The sequence below is a fragment of the Devosia sp. Root436 genome, assembly GCF_001426345.1.
In the GTDB taxonomy this organism is placed as follows: domain Bacteria; phylum Pseudomonadota; class Alphaproteobacteria; order Rhizobiales; family Devosiaceae; genus Devosia.
In genome coordinates, this window is sequence record NZ_LMEM01000001.1 from 260,925 (window position 1) to 277,748 (window position 16,824).

General features: G+C 63.8%; 14 protein-coding genes. 10 read left to right on the forward strand and 4 right to left on the reverse strand.

What is annotated here, in order from left to right:
- Positions 1–102: 102 nt before the first annotated feature.
- Complete coding sequence (locus ASD04_RS01380) at positions 103–471, forward strand: hypothetical protein (RefSeq protein ID WP_056251442.1); 369 nt, start codon at positions 103–105, stop codon at positions 469–471.
- 44 nt (positions 472–515) lie between these two features.
- Positions 516–692 carry a DUF4169 family protein gene (locus ASD04_RS19005; RefSeq protein ID WP_082530906.1) on the forward strand — a complete coding sequence of 59 codons (177 nt, stop codon included), beginning with the start codon at positions 516–518 and terminating at the stop codon, positions 690–692.
- A gap of 153 nt (positions 693–845) precedes the next feature.
- On the opposite strand, the gene ASD04_RS01385 is transcribed toward ASD04_RS19005, so the two are convergent.
- On the reverse strand, positions 846–1,277 hold the full coding sequence (locus ASD04_RS01385) for a VOC family protein (protein ID WP_056251447.1): 432 nt from the start codon (positions 1,275–1,277) through the stop codon (positions 846–848).
- 175 nt (positions 1,278–1,452) lie between these two features.
- Here ASD04_RS01385 and eno point away from each other — a divergent pair, with 175 nt between their 5' ends.
- Positions 1,453–2,730 (forward strand): phosphopyruvate hydratase, encoded by a 1,278-nt coding sequence (eno, locus tag ASD04_RS01390; protein ID WP_056251450.1) that lies wholly within the window; start codon positions 1,453–1,455, stop codon positions 2,728–2,730.
- A 191-nt stretch (positions 2,731–2,921) separates the two neighbouring features.
- On the opposite strand, the gene ASD04_RS01395 is transcribed toward eno, so the two are convergent.
- On the reverse strand, positions 2,922–4,397 hold the full coding sequence (locus ASD04_RS01395; protein ID WP_056251452.1) for an AMP nucleosidase: 1,476 nt from the start codon (positions 4,395–4,397) through the stop codon (positions 2,922–2,924).
- Positions 4,398–4,808: 411 nt separating this feature from the next.
- On the opposite strand from ASD04_RS01395, the gene folD reads away from it, so the two are divergent.
- Together folD and ASD04_RS01405 are read left to right on the forward strand one after the other, a co-directional pair.
- Positions 4,809–5,711, forward strand: a complete 903-nt coding sequence (folD, locus tag ASD04_RS01400; RefSeq protein ID WP_056251453.1) for a bifunctional methylenetetrahydrofolate dehydrogenase/methenyltetrahydrofolate cyclohydrolase FolD — start codon at positions 4,809–4,811, stop codon at positions 5,709–5,711.
- On the forward strand, positions 5,708–6,259 hold the full coding sequence (locus ASD04_RS01405) for a DUF1643 domain-containing protein (RefSeq protein WP_056251456.1): 552 nt from the start codon (positions 5,708–5,710) through the stop codon (positions 6,257–6,259). Before folD ends, ASD04_RS01405 begins: the two co-directional genes overlap by 4 nt.
- Positions 6,260–6,396: 137 nt before the next feature.
- On the opposite strand, the gene ASD04_RS01410 is transcribed toward ASD04_RS01405, so the two are convergent.
- Positions 6,397–6,756, reverse strand: a complete 360-nt coding sequence (locus ASD04_RS01410) for a hypothetical protein (RefSeq protein WP_056251459.1) — start codon at positions 6,754–6,756, stop codon at positions 6,397–6,399.
- Positions 6,757–7,001: 245 nt separating this feature from the next.
- Positions 7,002–10,757 carry a methionine synthase gene (metH, locus tag ASD04_RS01415; RefSeq protein WP_056251460.1) on the reverse strand — a complete coding sequence of 1,252 codons (3,756 nt, stop codon included), beginning with the start codon at positions 10,755–10,757 and terminating at the stop codon, positions 7,002–7,004.
- 252 nt (positions 10,758–11,009) lie between these two features.
- Here metH and ASD04_RS19935 point away from each other — a divergent pair, with 252 nt between their 5' ends.
- From ASD04_RS19935 to metG, 5 genes are all read left to right on the forward strand, one after another.
- Entirely contained in the window at positions 11,010–12,050 is a 1,041-nt protein-coding gene (locus tag ASD04_RS19935; RefSeq protein ID WP_280137656.1) for a septal ring lytic transglycosylase RlpA family protein, read from the forward strand.
- Positions 12,051–12,125: 75 nt separating this feature from the next.
- Positions 12,126–13,271, forward strand: a complete 1,146-nt coding sequence (locus tag ASD04_RS01425; protein WP_244488219.1) for a D-alanyl-D-alanine carboxypeptidase family protein — start codon at positions 12,126–12,128, stop codon at positions 13,269–13,271.
- A 293-nt stretch (positions 13,272–13,564) separates the two neighbouring features.
- Entirely contained in the window at positions 13,565–14,260 is a 696-nt protein-coding gene (gene tmk, locus ASD04_RS01430; RefSeq protein WP_056251467.1) for a dTMP kinase, read from the forward strand.
- Positions 14,257–15,285, forward strand: coding sequence for an AAA family ATPase (locus ASD04_RS01435; protein ID WP_056251469.1), 1,029 nt, complete (start codon positions 14,257–14,259; stop codon positions 15,283–15,285). The genes tmk and ASD04_RS01435 overlap by 4 nt, the downstream gene beginning before the upstream one ends.
- Positions 15,282–16,823, forward strand: coding sequence for a methionine--tRNA ligase (metG, locus tag ASD04_RS01440; protein WP_056251472.1), 1,542 nt, complete (start codon positions 15,282–15,284; stop codon positions 16,821–16,823). Before ASD04_RS01435 ends, metG begins: the two co-directional genes overlap by 4 nt.
- Position 16,824 lies beyond the last annotated feature (1 nt).

Genomic DNA, 16,824 nt, shown 5'->3' on the forward strand with positions numbered 1-16,824 from the left:
AGCACCCGGCGCGTCGCGTCCACCACCGACGACGTCCCCCGAAACAGGGGTAGGCCGTCCCACCACTCTCGGCCATTCTCCTCGCCCAAGAGGAGAAGCGTCATGATCCGCACAATCTTCGCCGCCGGCCTGCTGCTCGCCACAGCCGTCCCCGCCAGCGCCCAGGTGCCGGGCGATTTCGACTGTTATTCGGACCTTAATGGTCCCTATACGCCCGGCGGTCTGCTGCGCATCGAGGAGCCGACCAGTTTCAGCTTCCTCGCGCCGGCCACCGCCAAGCCCGGCAAGTCCTTCCCGATGGAAATGGTCACCGATGAAATCGTCAACTTCGACGACGCCTTCGCCAACCACATCTCGCCCGGCGCCATCATGATCGAAGCCTCCTGGATCGAGGACGCCTATAGCTACGAAGCCGCCATCCTCACCGCCGCCGGGCAGGTGGTGTCGGTATCCTGCCCGTTCATCCCCTGAACGTCCACGTGCTATAGCTGGACGAAACCGCTCCGAGTCCCGCCATGGCCGACATCATCAACCTCCGCAACGTCCGCAAGCAGAAAGCCCGCGCCGGCAAGGAGGCGCAGGCCGCGCAGAACCGGGTGCTGTTCGGGCGGACCAGGGCGGAGAAGTTGAAGCAGGCGGCCGAGAAGGCGCAGGCGGACAAGCATATCGAGGGGCACAAGAAGGAGGAGTAGCCACTGGTCCTTCCACAACCACAATGTCATCCCGGCGAAGGCCGGGATCCATCCTGAGGTTCCTCCAACAGCACGGCAGGCTCATTCATCTCAGGATGGATTCCGGCCTTCGCCGGAATGACACTGAGTGCGTTGCTGGTGCGCGGATTGCCCCTACCAGTTCACCTGGCAAACCCCGCCTTTGGCCTGAAACTGCATGCTGTTTTCGGTATACTGGAATATCTCCAGCTTCACGCCATTGGGGTCCTTGGTCCAGGCCTGCCAGGTTCCGTCCACGCCCAGCTTCTTGTCGGTGATGTCGACGCCCTGTGCCCGCACATGGGCGATCAGCCCATCCAGGTCTTCGGTCTCGAGGCAGATATGGTTGATCTGGTCGGTCTCGGCAAAGCGCGATTCCCCCTTGCGGAACACCTCGATGAAGGTCCGTTCTCCCAGGTCCATATAAAACCCGATCCACTCCTCGCCGCGCCGGAAATCGAATGCCTTGGCGATGCCGAAAACGTAGCGATAGAAATTCGCGGTCTTTTCGAGGTCGTGGGCGAAGATGCAGGTATGGGCGACCTGCTTGATGAGCTGCGTGGTCATGGTTCCTCCGGAAAGCGCCTGCCGTATTAACGATAAAGCGTCGGCCGATCAATCGCCCGGGCGGCCCGGATGCCCGCGAAGCGGCATTTTTTTGTGCCGCCCTCTTTTACTTGTCACGCCCCGCGTCTAGGAGAGGCGCAACGAACCGACAGAACCCAATCGGGAAGGGCGCAACATGTCTTCAATCATCCACGTCACCGGCCGCCAGATTTATGACAGCCGCGGCAATCCCACGGTCGAAGTCGATGTGGTGCTCGACGACGGCAGCTTCGGCCGCGCCGCCGTGCCTTCTGGCGCCTCCACCGGCGCCCATGAGGCCGTCGAACTGCGCGATGGCGGCAAGAAGTACAATGGCAAGGGCGTCACCCAGGCCGTCGAAAACGTCAACACGGCGATCTCAGACGAAATCCAGGGCATGGACGCGCTCGACCAGCTCGCCGTCGACCAGGCCATGATCGATCTCGACGGCACGCCCAACAAGTCGCGCCTCGGCGCCAATGCCATTCTCGGCGTGTCGCTGGCCGTGGCCAAGGCCGCCGCCGAATCCAGCGAACTGCCCTTCTACCGCTATATCGGCGGCCCGAACGCCCATGTCCTGCCGGTGCCGATGATGAACATCATCAATGGCGGCGAGCATGCCGATAACCCCATCGACATGCAGGAATTCATGATCCTGCCGGCCGGCGCGGAAAACCTGGCCGACGCCGTCCGCATCGGTTCCGAGATTTTCCACACCCTCAAGAAGGGTCTCTCGGCCGAAGGTCACAACACCGCGGTTGGCGACGAAGGCGGCTTCGCGCCCAACCTCAAATCCGCCGACGATGCGCTGGGCTTCATCATGCGCTCCATCGAAAAGGCCGGCTACAAGCCGGGCGAAGACGTGTTCCTCGGCCTCGATTGCGCCGCTACCGAATATTACAAGGGCGGCAAATACGAGATGGTAGGCGAGGGCAAGTCGCTGTCGTCAGAGGAAAACGTCAAGTTCCTCGCCGATCTCGCCGCCCGCTATCCCATCATATCAATCGAAGACGGCATGGCCGAGGACGATTGGGACGGCTGGAAAGCTCTCACGGACGCCATCGGCGACAAGGTGCAGCTCGTGGGCGACGATCTCTTCGTCACCAACACCAAGCGCCTGGTTTCCGGCATCAAGATGGGCGTCGCCAATTCCATCCTGGTCAAGGTCAACCAGATCGGCTCGCTCAGCGAAACCCTCAACGCCGTCGATACCGCCCACCGCGCAGCCTATACCTCGGTCATGTCCCACCGCTCGGGCGAAACCGAGGATTCGACCATTGCCGACCTCGCCGTGGCGCTGAACTGCGGGCAGATCAAGACCGGCTCGCTCTCCCGCTCCGACCGCCTGGCCAAATACAACCAGCTCATCCGCATCGAGGAGCAGCTGGGATCGTCGGCCAAATATGCCGGCTATTCCGTGGTCAAGGGCCGCTGAACGGTCCGGATGAATGCAAAGCCCGGCAGCAATGCCGGGCATTTTTGTTTGGTGACTCATCCCACCCGCGATGTCATTCCGGCGCAGGCCGGAATCCATCTTGAGATGGCTAAGCTCACTGTGGGCGAGGAGAGACCTCAGGATGGATCCCGGCCTGCGCCGGGATGACATCGTGTGAGTGGGGCGCCCAGTTACTGGAACGCCGTCTCGGCAAAGCTCCGCAGCTTCCGCGAATGCAGCCGTTCCGCCGGCTGGTCGCGCAGGATTTCCATCGCCCGCAGCCCGATCTGCAAATGCCGGTTGACCTGCGTGCGGTAAAAATCCGAAGCCATGCCCGGCAGCTTCAGCTCGCCATGCAGCGGCTTGTCCGACACACAGAGCAGCGTCCCATACGGCACCCGGAACCGGAATCCGTTGGCTGCGATGGTCGCGCTTTCCATGTCCAGCGCCACGGCGCGCGACTGGCTGAGCTGGCGCACGATTTCGGTCTGGTCGCGCAATTCCCAGTTGCGGTTGTCGAAGGTCGCCACCGTGCCGGTGCGCATGATCTTCTTGGTCTCGATGCCCTCGGTCTCGGTGATTTCATGCACCGCCTGTTCCAGCGCCACCTGCACTTCGGCCAGAGCCGGTACCGGCACGGTCAGCGGCAGGTCGGCATCGAGCACATGGTCCTCGCGCACATAGGCATGGGCCAGCACATAGTCGCCCAGTTCCTGCGAATTCCTGAGCCCCGCGCAATGCCCCAGCATGATCCAGGCATGCGGCCGCAGCACGGCGATATGGTCGGTGATGGTCTTGGCGTTGGAGGGGCCCACGCCGATATTGACCATGGTGATGCCGCGCCCGCGATCCGCCGTAAGGTGATAGGCCGGCATCTGCGGCGCCCGCACCGGCGCCGTGCCCGCCACCGCTCCGCCGCGCAGCATATTGTCGGTCACCACATTGCCCGGCTCGATGAAGCTCTCGTAGTGGGGATGCCCCTCGGCCATGTACTGCTTGGCCACCCGGCAGAATTCGTCGATGTAGAAGGCGTAGTTGGTAAAGATCACGAAATTCTGGAAATGGCCGGCATCGGTGCCGGTATAGTGGCTCAGCCGGAACAGCGAATAGTCCACCCGTGGCGCCGTGAAGGCCGATAGCGGGTAGGGCCCGCCCTTGGGCGGCACGAAGGTCCCGTTGGCGATCTCGTCGTCGGTATTGCCCAGGTCGGGCGCATCGAACACGTCGCGCAGCGGTATGTTGAGCGCGTTCAGCGCCTCCCCGTCGATCCGCTCATTGGCGTTCACCGCGAAATGCAGCGGAATCGGGGTGTCGGATTCCCCGATATCGATCGTGCCGCCATGGTTCTTGAGGATGACGGTGAACTGCTCCTGGAAGTAGGTGCGGAACAGGTCGGGCGCCGTCACCGTCGTCCGGTACAGCCCCGGCGTATGCAGGAACCCGTAGGGCAGGGTGCTTTCGTGCCGGGAATAGCTGGTGGAGCGCACCTCCACCTGCGGATAACACGCCCGCACCCGCCCCTCGGGCACCACGCCCTTGGCTAAAGCCGCCAGATGCCCGCGGATGAAGCCGGTATTGCGATGATAGAGCTCGGCCAGATATTCCCACGCCTTCTCCGGGTCGGTGAAGGACTGCTTGTCGAGGCGGGGTGGGCTGATCGTGGTCATCTTGCTCTTTCGAAATCGCCGGCCCCGGATCGGGCCGGCCGTCCTGTCTGAATCGCGCTGCATATCCGGCAGCGTCTAGCCCTCTTGAATGACAGCTTCGCGGCAGCGCTTCAACTGCGCGGCCACCGCCCGGGAAGTTTCACATCGCTGTGATGGCCACTTTTCTTGCCGCAATTGCTCCCCATCTTCTCAGTCAGTTCACTGGCACGGCAAGCGACCCATGCAACCGGTGAGCGAGGAATGTCGCGCTGGCCGCTTTGTCCCCCAAGCCCTCAACAGTGCGGATGGCCGATATTCCCAAGGCTGCAACGGCAGAAATGCTGTTGCAGCCTTTTATTTTGCCCCAACCGTAGACGAACGCCGCCGCGTTTTCTATTGCTGCGCCCGCGCATTGGTATTGCGGAGGGACCCATGACGGCAACGATCATCGACGGCAAGAGCTTCGCCGAGGGCCTGCGTGGTCGCATTGCCGGCCACGTGCAGCGCCTCAAGGCTGAACACGGCATCACGCCCGGCCTGGCCGTCGTCATTGTCGGCCACGATCCCGCCAGCCAGGTCTATGTCACCAACAAGGCCAGGCAGACCGCCGAAGTCGGCATGGCCTCGTTCAAGCATGAACTGCCCGAAGACACGAGCGAAGCCGACCTGCTGGCTCTCGTCCATCGCTTGAACAATGATGATCAGGTCCATGGCATCCTTGTGCAAATGCCGGTGCCCAAGCAGATCGACTCCATCAAGGTGATCGAGGCCATCGCCCCATCGAAGGATGTCGATTGCTTCACCCCGGCCAATGTCGGCAAGGTGCAGATCGGCCTGCCGGGCCCGGTCTCCTGCACGCCGCTCGGCTGCCTCATGCTGCTGCGCGACCAGATCGGCTCGCTGGCCGGGCTCAACGCCGTCATCATCGGCCGCTCCAACCTCGTCGGCAAACCGATGATGCAGCTGCTGCTGCGCGAGAACTGCACCGTCACCGTGGCGCATTCCAGGACGAAGAACCTCGCCGATGTGGTGCGCGGCGCCGATATCGTTGTCGCCGCCGTCGGTCGCCCCGAAATGATCCGCGGCGACTGGATCAAGCCGGGCGCCACGGTCATCGATGTCGGTATCAACCGCATTCCCGCGCCCGAACGCGGCGAAGGCAAGACCCGGCTGGTTGGCGACGTGGCCTATGCCGAAGCCGCCGCGATCGCCGGCGCCATCACCCCGGTTCCGGGCGGCGTCGGCCCCATGACCATTGCGTGCCTCCTCGCCAACACCGTCACCACCGCCAGCCTGATCAACGGCCTCGCGCCGCCGACCGACCTCACGGCATGATCGACGGCACCGCCCACGATCCCGGCGGCAAGGTGCGCCTGCGCCTGCTGCCGGGCGTCCATGGCGACGTGGTCATGAGCCCGGACACCCGCTACCGCCAGCGCATGCGCCGCTGGCTGGGCGATGCCTTCCCCGAGCGCTACATTCTCTTCATCGGCATGAATCCCTCCACCGCCGATGCGACAGTGGACGACCCCACCTGCGCCCGCGAATGGACTTTCGCCCGCCGCGAGGGCTTTTCCGGCATGGTGAAATGCAATGTCGGCGACTATCGCGCCACCGACCCGAAAATGCTGGTCCAGCCGGACATTGTCGCGGTCTCGCCCGCCAATCTTCCCGTCATCCGCCAGGCCGCCAGCGGAGCAGACCGCGTCGTCCTCTGCCACGGCAAGCTCAACAAGGCCCTGGCGCCAGCGGGCAAGACGATCGTGGAAGCGCTCAAGGCTGACGGCGTGGAGTTATGGTGCTTCGGCACCAATGCCGATGGTTCACCCAAGCACCCGCTCTATCTGCGGGCCGATACGCCGCTGGTGCGGTTTTCGGGCTGATAGCCACGCCCTCGTGGTTCGAGGGTCGCTGCGCTCCCGCCTCACCATGAGGGCTACTGATACACCGAACTACAAGTAGCCCTCATGGTGAGGTGCGCTTCTTCAGCGCCTCGAACCACGAGGGCGTGGCACGATCTTTAAGCCGCCCCCGCCAGATAAAACAACCGCGCCACCGTGTGATCCCGCAGCGCCTGCGCCGGCAGTTTCCCCGTCAATGCCGCGATCACCTGGCCCTTGTCCGCCACCGCGCTGGCATCGACCACAACCCGCTTGAATCCCGGCCGCAAACCCTGCTTGGCCCCTTCCAGCAGGTCGAACAGCAGGGCCCGCACATCGGTCCGCATGGCGCAGGCAATACACTGTTCGCCATCCGCATGGCCGTGCCCGCTGTTGGCCGGCAGGCGGAGCAGGGCGGTATCGGCGTCGAGCGGGACGAGATGGATGGGCTCGGTAACGAGGGTTACGGGGATGGGTTCAAGAGGATGTTTCGCATTCATTGGGGATATCCCCCTCCAGCCACCCCGACGCGGGGAATATTGCTTCGGGCATATGGCAAGAAATATGGTTCTTGCCCTTCCTCCCCTTTTGAGGGGAGGGTAGCGGCGCTCGGCCCGCCGGGCCGTAGCAGAGCTGGGGAGGGGTGGTTTCGTGAACCATCCAAGGACCCCCACCCTCGGTCCCTCCCCTCAGGGGGAGGGAGGCGAAGGAACCGCGAGCCGGGTAGACAAACCCAATATCCCGTCTACTCCGCCGCCACGATAGCCGGCCCCGGAATGTAGTTCAAAATCGGCCCCAGCCACCGTTCCACGTCCGCCACCGGCATGTTCTTGCGCTCGGCATAGTCCATCACCTGGTCGCGCTCCACCTTGGCCACGCCGAAGTAATAGGCGTCCGGATGGCTGAAATAGAGCCCCGAAACCGATGAGCCCGGCCACATGGCATAGCTTTCGGTCAGCGTCACGCCCACGGCCTGTTCGGCATCGAGCAGGCGGAACAGGGTGGTCTTTTCGGTATGGTCGGGCTGGGCTGGATAGCCAGGGGCGGGGCGGATGCCGCGATAGGGCTCGGCGGCCAGCTCGTCGGGCGCAAAGCTCTCGTCGGCGCCATAGCCCCAATAGTCCTTGCGCACCCGCTCGTGCATCGCCTCGGCCAAGGCCTCGGCAAAGCGGTCGGCCAGTGCCTTGACCAGGATCGACGAGTAGTCGTCATTGGCGCGTTCGAACCGCTCGGCAATGGCCACTTCCTCGATGCCCGCCGTCACCACGAACCCGCCCATATAGTCCGGCACTCCATCGGGCGCCACGAAGTCGGCCAGCGCCATGTTGGGCTTGCCGTCGCGCTTGGAGAGCTGCTGGCGCAAGGTGAACAAAGTTGCGAGGTCTTCGGCGCGGCCTTCGTCCTTGTAGAGACGGATGTCGTCGCCATGGGCATTGGCCGGCCAGAAGCCGACCACCGCGCGCGGCTTGAACCACTTTTCGCCGATGATCTGCTTGAGCATCAGCTGCGCGTCATCGAACAGCTGCCGCGCCGCCTCGCCCTGCCGCTCGTCCTCGAGAATGGCCGGATAACGCCCCTTGAGTTCCCAGGTCTGGAAGAAGGGCGTCCAGTCGATATATCGGGCCAACGCCTCAAGGTCGAAGTCCTCGATCACCCGCGTACCCAAAAAGCTCGGCTTGGGCGGCGTGTAGCTGGCCCAGTCCGGCTTGAAGGCATTGGCGCGCGCCTTTTCCAGCGGCACGCGCTGCTTCTCGCTCTCGGCCCGCTCATGGGCTGCCGCGGCCTTGGCATATTCCTTGCGGATATCCTCGATGAAACTCACCTTGCTGTCGGCTGACAGCAGGTTGCCCACCACGCCCACGGCGCGGCTGGCGTCGTTGACATAGACGGCCTGGCCCCGCTCATAGCGCGGATGGATTTTGACGGCCGTATGCACCCGGCTGGTCGTCGCCCCGCCGATCAGCAGGGGAATGTCGAAGCCCTCGCGCTCCATTTCGGCCGCCACATGCACCATCTCGTCCAGCGACGGCGTGATGAGGCCGGAGAGCCCGATGATATCGACATTGAGCTCCCTCGCCGTCTGCAGAATTTTGGCCGTCGGCACCATGACGCCGAGATCGATGATCTCGTAATTGTTGCAGGAGAGCACGACGCCGACGATATTCTTGCCGATATCGTGCACGTCGCCCTTTACCGTGGCCATCAGCACCTTGCCGGCGCTCTGCCGTTCGGTTTCCACGCCGCCATTGGCCAGCTTTTCCGCCTCCATATAGGGCAGCAGCAAAGCCACGGCCTGCTTCATCACGCGGGCCGATTTCACCACCTGCGGCAGGAACATCTTGCCCGAGCCGAACAGGTCGCCGACCACGCTCATGCCGGCCATCAGCGGGCCTTCGATCACATGCAGCGGCCGGGGCAGCTTCTGGCGGGCTTCCTCGGTGTCGGCATCGATGAATTCGGTAATGCCGTTGACCAGCGCGTAGGAAATGCGCTCCTCCACCGTGCCCTCGCGCCAGCTCATGTCCTTGGCGGCGACTTCCTTGCCGGCCGCCCCGCGATAGCGCTCGGCCAGGGCCAACAGCCGGTCGGTCGCATCCTCGCGGCGGTTGAGGATCACGTCCTCGCAGGCGTCGCGCAATTCGGGATCGATGCTCTCATACACCGCCAGTTGCCCGGCATTGACGATGCCCATGTCCATACCCTGCTGGATGGCATAGTACAGGAACACCGCGTGCATGGCTTCGCGCACCGGCTCATTGCCGCGGAACGAGAAGCTCAGGTTGGAGATGCCGCCAGAAATATGCACATGGGGCAGGGTGTCGGTGATCTGCCTGGTGGCCTCGATGAAGGCGAGGCCATAGCCATTGTGCTCCTCGATGCCCGTCGCCACCGCGAAGACGTTGGGATCGAAGATGATGTCCTCGGGCGGGAAACCGACCTTCTCGGTCAGCAGCTTGTAGGCCCGGGTGCAGATGGAAACCTTGCGCTCGATCGTATCGGCCTGGCCCTGCTCGTCGAACGCCATCACCACCACGGCCGCGCCATAGGCGCGCACCAGCCGCGCGTGATGCAGGAACGCCTCCTCGCCTTCCTTCATCGAGATGGAATTGACCAGCGCCTTGCCCTGCACGCATTTCAGCCCCGCCTCGATCACCTCCCATTTGGAGCTGTCGATCATCAGCGGCACCTTGGCGATATCGGGTTCGGCGGCCAGCAGGTTGAGGAAGTCGATCATCACCTGCTTGCTGTCGATCAGCCCCTCATCCATGTTGATGTCGATGATCTGGGCGCCATTGGCCACCTGGTCGCGCGCCACGTCCAGCGCCGCGGTATAGTCGCCCGCCGTTATCAGCTTGCGGAAGCGCGCCGAGCCGGTGACATTGGTGCGCTCGCCCACATTCACGAACGGAATTTCCGGCGTCAGCGTGAACGGCTCCAGCCCTGACAGCCGCAGGAATTTCTCGGCCGTCGGTACGGCGCGCGGCTTGTGTTTGCTGACAGCCTGGGCGATGGCGCTGATATGCTCGGGCGTCGAGCCGCAGCAGCCGCCCACGATGTTGACATAGCCGGCGGCGGCAAAGCCCTCGATCTGCTCGGCCATGAATTCGGGGCTCTCGTCATACTGGCCGAAAGCGTTGGGCAGGCCCGCATTGGGATAGGCGCAGATGAAAGTGTCCGCCACATCGGACAATTCGCCCAGATGCGCCCGCATGGCATTGGCGCCCAGCGCGCAATTGAGCCCGATGGTGAACGGGTTGGCGTGGCGCACCGAATACCAGAATGCCGAGGGCGTCTGCCCGCTGAGGGTGCGGCCGCTGAGGTCGGTAATGGTGCCCGAAATCATGATCGGCACGTCGATGCCGCGCTCGTCGAACAGCTTTCGCGCCGCGAAGATGCCGGCCTTGGTGTTGAGCGTATCGGTGATGGTCTCGAACAGCAGCAGGTCGGCACCGGCATCCACCAGTCCGCGGATCGCCTCACCATAGGCTTCCACCAGCTGGTCGAAGGTGATGGCGCGGTGGCCGGGGCTGTTGACGTCGGTCGACATGGACGAAGTCTTGTTGGTCGGCCCCAGCGCCCCGGCCACGAAGCGCCGCCGTCCATCCGCCGCCTCAGCACGCTGCGCCGCCCGGCGCGCGACGATCACGCCCTGGTAGTTGATGTCATAGACCGCGTCCTCGCAGGCATAGTCCGCCTGGGCGACCGAGGTGGCCGAGAAGGTGTTGGTCTCCGCGATATCGGCGCCGGCCATGTAGTAATCGAAATGGATATCCTCGATCAGTTTTGGCTCGGTTATAACCAGCAGGTCGTTGTTGCCCTGCAGCGGCAGCTTCCAGCCCTTGAAGCGCTCGCCGCGGAAATTCTCCTCGGTCAGCTTCAACCGCTGGATCATGGTGCCCATGGCGCCGTCCAGAATCAGGATGCGCTCGCGCGCCGCCCTGGTCAGCGCGGTGCGGACCTCGTTCCAGTCGGGAATGTGGGGATCATCATGCTGGCTCATCGCCAAATACCTCAGCTACCTGCTATTCCTGTGACATAAAGATATCTTTATATCAGCAACTGCGCAAGGCCGGTGCGGGGACGCATTTATCCCCGATCCGTCACGCATTGGCATCAAATGCTACGCCAAACGCTAACAGTCTGTTCCCCTTAACCTCACCGAAACCAGAAAACCTCTAACTGACTGCGAGTGCTCCGGGATCGCGTTATGATCTGCGCTCGCAGTGTCAGTTAGCGTAGAGTAATGCGTACCGTGACGACGACCTCCTGGCGCCATGCCATCCGCCTTGTCGCCCTCGCGGCCCTTGTCGCCCCCATGATCGCGGCTTGCGGCGGGGGCCTTGGCGCCACCGTCAATCGTGCCGCCTTCAGCTCCTCCGAATATGGCGTCGGCGTTTCTCCCCGCGTCACCACCGCGGCCAATCCCCCCAAGGGTGGCGGCCGCTACCAGGTCGGCAGGCCCTATACGGTGCGCGGCAAGGTCTACACGCCGGCTGAGCAGCCCGACTATGTCGCGGTGGGCGATGCCTCGTGGTACGGCGCCGATTTCCATGGCCGCAGAACGGCTAACGGGGAAATCTTCTCAGCCAACGCGATCACCGGCGCCCATCCCACGCTGCCTTTGCCCTCTTATGTCCGCGTCACCAACCAGGCCAATGGCCGCTCGGTCATCGTCCGCGTCAACGATCGCGGCCCCTATATGCCCGGCCGCATCATGGACTTGTCCTACAGGGCGGCGGCCATGCTGGGCTATGTCAACAACGGCCATACCCAGATCCAGGCCGAGTATGTCGGCCCGGCGCCGCTCGAAGGCGACGACACCCGCATGCTGATGGCTTCCTATTCCGGCCCGGCCGATTTCGGCGGCGGCAACACCCAGTTCGCCCAGGCCGACAATACCAATAGCCTCGCCGACATAGCCGGTAACTTCTTCGGCAACCTGTTCTCCTATGCCGACACCACGCCGCAGGAGCAGGACGCCGCCATCGGCACCGCCTTCGCGGCGGTCAACGCCATGGCCACCCGTGCCGGCGGCCTTGACGATTGGGCGCAGTCCGTCGACATGGATGCCCGTAACATCAAGCTGGGCCTCGGTATTTTCGCCGATCAGGGTAATGCCGTCGCCCTGGCCGAGCGCTTCGCCCTGCTGGGTGCGGTCGACGAGGAGGCCGTGACCGTCAATGGCGGGCCGGCAACCCGGCTGACCCTGACCCATCTCAAGCCCGGCGTGTCACGCATAGATGTTCTCGACCTGGCTCGCGAACTCGGGCTCAATGATCTAAAGTTGAACTAGACCACGACGTCATTCCCGTGAAAGCGGGGATCTATTCTTTGCTGGGCTGGTATTGAAACGGGGGAAGGGGGCAACGTGAAGAAAATCCTGCGAATTCTCGCGGCAGCGCTGACCTTGACTATGCCGGCTTTGGCCCAGGCCGATTTCGACACCAAAGCCAAGTTCGCCATCCTGATGGACGAGGATTCCGGCACGGTGATCTTCCAGAAGGATGCCGACCTGCCGATGGAGCCGGCCAGCATGGCCAAGCTCATGACCATTGCCGTGGTGTTCAACGAAATCCGCAGCGGCCGGCTTTCCATGACCGACGAGTTCTTCGTCTCCGAACATGCCTGGCGCACCGGCGGCGCCTCGTCCGGCGGCTCGACCATGTTTGCCGAGCTCAATTCGCAGATATCGGTCGAAAACCTCATCCGCTCGGTGATCATCCAGTCGGGCAACGATGCGGCGATCATCCTGGCCGAAGGCATTGCCGGCTCCGAGGGCAGCTTTGCGGCGATGATGAACGAGTTGGGCGAGGAAATCGGCCTCGCCGATTCCCATTTCACCAATCCCACCGGCCTGCCGGACCCGGATATGTATGTCACCGCCCGCGACCTGGCCGACCTGGCGCGCTACCTGATCCGCGAATTCCCCGAATACTACCACTACTTCTCCGAGCCCGAGATGGAGTGGAACGGCATCAAGCAGCCCAACCGCAATTCATTGGTAGAACTCGGCATTGGCGTCGATGGCCTCAAGACCGGCCATACCGAGGCGGCTGGCTACGGCTCGGTCATCTCCACCGATGAAGGGGGCCGCCGGCTGGTCGCCGTGCTGCATGGCCTCACTTCCATGGCCCAGCGCACCGAGGAAGGCCGCAAGCTCATCACCTGGGGCGCCCGCGCCTTCGAGCGTGTCGCCGCCTATCCCGAAGGCGCTGTGGTGGCCTATGCCAATGTCTATGGCGGCACCAGCCCCAGCGTCGGCCTGGTCGGGGAGGGTGAAGTGGCGCTCTACCTGCCGCGCGGCTCGCGCAAATGCCTCAATGCCCAGGTCAACTATACCGGACCGCTGCTGCCCCCGGTCATGCAGGGCGACCAGATCGCCGAACTCCAGGTCTTCTGCGACGACCAGCTCGTCCAGACCGCCCCGCTCTATGCCGCCGAAACGGTGGGAGAGGGCGATATCGTGCGCAAGGCCACCGACGCGCTGAAGCAACTGGCCCTTGGTTGGTTGTGAACTCCTCCCCGTTAGGGCGGTATCCACCCCGGGCCGCTTGGGCGCTTCCCTTCTCCCCTTGAGGGAGAAGGTGCCCGAAGGGCGGATGAGGGGTTTGGAGCTATCCAAGAGCATTGACGCATGGGATGGCGCAGAACCCCTCACCCGGAAATCCGCTGGACGCGGATTTCCACCTCTCCCTCAAGGGGAGAGGGCTTTCGCTCCGTGTCCAGCCGCTACCCGAGGGCTCTTCAACTTGACGAGCGCGCCCCAAGTGCATAGCCCTCGGATCGAGACAATTGAAGCCGGAAGACATGTTGCAAGAGGCACCGACTTCCAAAGCCAGCCGCGCCCGCTTCATCACCTTCGAGGGTGGCGAGGGCGTCGGCAAATCCACCCAGGTCAAGCGCCTGCTGCAAAACCTGCAGCGGCACGACATCGAGGCCGTTCGCACGCGCGAACCCGGTGGCACGCCCAAGGCCGAGGCCATCCGCTCCTTCATCCTGCAGGGGCGATCGGAAAGCTGGGGGCCGGGTGCCGAAGCGGTGCTCTTCGCCGCGGCCCGGCTCGACCACGTCAACCAGCTCATCGCTCCCAACCTGAGCAACGGCATCTGGGTTCTGTCCGACCGGTTCCATGATTCCACCCGCGCCTATCAGGGCTTGACCGGTGGCGTCGATGACAAGCTCATCGCGGGGCTGGAATCCCTCGCTCTCGACGGGCATGCGCCCGACCTCACCATCATCCTCGACATGGACCCCGAAGCCGCCTTCAAGCGCGTCGCCGAACGGGCCATCGAAGACGGGCTGGCACTGACCGGCGATCGCTTCGAGAAGGAAGAGATCGAGTGGCACAAGAAGCTGCGTGACGGCTTCCTCGCCATTGCACGGGACAATCCGGACCGCTGCGTCGTCATCTCTGCCGCCCAGCCCGAGGATGCCCTCGAGGCTGCCATCTGGGAGGCCGTGAGCCAGCGTTTTCCCGAGCTACAGCGTGGTTCGCCGGCGTGACCGACCCCGATGCCCTCGAAGACATTGCCTTGCCCGAACGCCGCCAGCGGGTGCGTGGCCATGACCGTCCCCGTGCCGCCATCCTCGGCCAGCTTGCCGAGCGCCGCCTGCCCGGCGCCATCCTGCTGCATGGCCCGCAGGGCATCGGCAAGGCCACTTTCGCCTTCGAGATGGCCGCCGCCATCCTGACGGCCACCGGCGACGAGGCCGCACACCGCGTGGAAGAACAGGTCGGGGCGATGTCGCATCCCAATCTCTTCCTGCTGCGCCGCCGCCCCAGGGACACCAAGGGCTACTATACCGTCATCCGCGTCGAGGATGTCCGGGAGTTGCGCGACAGCCTGCATCACACGCGGGGCAGGGCGGGGTACCGCGTCGCCATTGTCGACAGCATCGACGATTGCAATCCCTCGGCTGCCAATGCCCTGCTCAAGACGCTGGAAGAGCCGCCCGCCGACACCATCTTCCTGCTGGTCTCACATCGCCCCGGCCAGTTGCTGCCCACCATCAAGTCCCGCTGCCACAATCTGGCATTGCGGCCGGTGGGGCCCGACGCCGTGCGCGCGGTGCTGCTGGAGCACGATCCCAGCCTGGGCCAGGCCGAGCTCGACCGCGCCGTCGCCCTGGCCGGCGGGCGCCCGCGCCGCGCCTTCGAGACGCTGGCGCTGGCGCCGGAATCGGCCCTTGGGGCTTTGCAGGCCTGGCTGAGCGACCCCGCCCGGCACCCGGCTGCGGTGGCCATGCAACTGGCCGACGCGCTGGGCGCCGACACCCAGAGTACCGAGCTCAGCTTCGCCCGCGAAATGCTGGATGACTGGATGGCCGACGAAGCCCGCAACGCCGCCATGCAGGCGCGGGGGCGCATGCGCCTTGCCTCCGCCAACGAGCTATGGGACAAGGCACACGCCCTCTTCGCCGAGGCCGATGATATCAATCTGGACATGAAGCAGACCCTCGTCGCCATTTTCGACGCGATCAGGAAGCACGCTGCAATGACCGCCTCCGTTTCTGCCGAGCCCCTATGACCAGCAAGCCGTTTTACGTCACCACGCCGATCTTCTACCCGAATGGCGATCCGCATATCGGCCATGCCTATACCTCTGTGGTGGCAGACGTTCTGGCGCGCTTTCAGCGCCTCGCGGGACGGGATGTGTTCTTTCTGAGCGGCACCGACGAGCACGGTATCAAGATGCTGCAGACGGCCCGGGCCGAGGGTATCACGCCCCTCGAACTGGCCGATCGCAATTCCCAGCGCTTCCGCGACATGCAGGCGGCGCTCGATGTGCTGCCCGATGATTTCATCCGTACCACCGAAGCCCGTCATCACGCTGCCGGGCAGGAAATCTGGCGCCGGATGGAGGCCAATGGCGACATCTACCTCGACGCCTATTCCGGCTGGTACTCCGTCCGGCAGGAAGCCTTTTTCGATGAGAAGGAAACCACCGTTCGCCCAGACGGGGTGCGTGTGGAGCCGCTTGGCTCGCCGGTCGAGTGGGTCGAGGAACAGAGCTACTTCTTCCGGCTTTCCGCGTATCAGGATCGACTGCTGGCCTTCTTCGAAGCCAATCCCGATTTCATTGCTCCCGCCGAGCGCCGCAACGAGGTGGTGAGCTTCGTCAAGTCGGGCCTGCGTGATCTCTCCATATCGCGTACCACCTTCGACTGGGGCATCAAGGTGCCCGGCAACCCTGCCCACGTCATGTATGTCTGGGTCGATGCGCTGACCAACTACATCACCGCTACCGATTGGCCTCAGGGCGGTCCGCGCAGCAAATACTGGCCGGCCGATCTGCATCTGATCGGTAAGGACATCGTCCGGTTCCACACCGTCTATTGGCCCGCCTTCCTGATGTCGGCAAATCTTCCATTGCCGAAGAAGGTCTTTGCGCACGGCTTCTGGCTCAACAGCGGCGAGAAGATGAGCAAGTCGCTCGGCAATGTCGTCGATCCGTTCGAACTCACTGCCGAGTTCGGCATCGACGCGGTCCGCTATTTCTTCCTGCGCGAGGTGCCACTCGGCAATGACGGCGACTACAGCGCCGACAAGCTGATCACCCGCGTCAATGCCGACCTTGCCAACAATCTGGGCAATCTGGCCCAGCGCTCGCTGTCGATGATCAACAAGAACTGCGACGGCAAGGTTCCTCAGCCAGGTCCTCTGACCGGCGGCGATCAGGCGCTGATTGACGAGGTCACCGAAGCCCTCGGCGTCGCGCAGAAGGCCATGGACGAACAGCTCGTCCACGAAGCCACGGGCGCCATCATCGGGGCCCTCAGCTCGGCCAACAACTACTTCGCCGGGCAGGAGCCCTGGGCGCTGAAAAAGACCGATCCGGATCGCATGGCGACCGTACTCTATGTTACGGCCGACACGGTTCGCCGCCTGACCATTCCCATGCTCGCCTTCGTGCCGGCATCGGCATCGCGCCTGCTCGACCAGCTTGCCATTCCGGATGACCAGCGTTCACTCGCTGCCGCGCTCGATGCTAACAGTCTGCTAACCCATACGCCCCTTCCGCTGCCGCAGGGCGTCTTCGCCCGCCTCGAACGCAAGGCCGAATAGC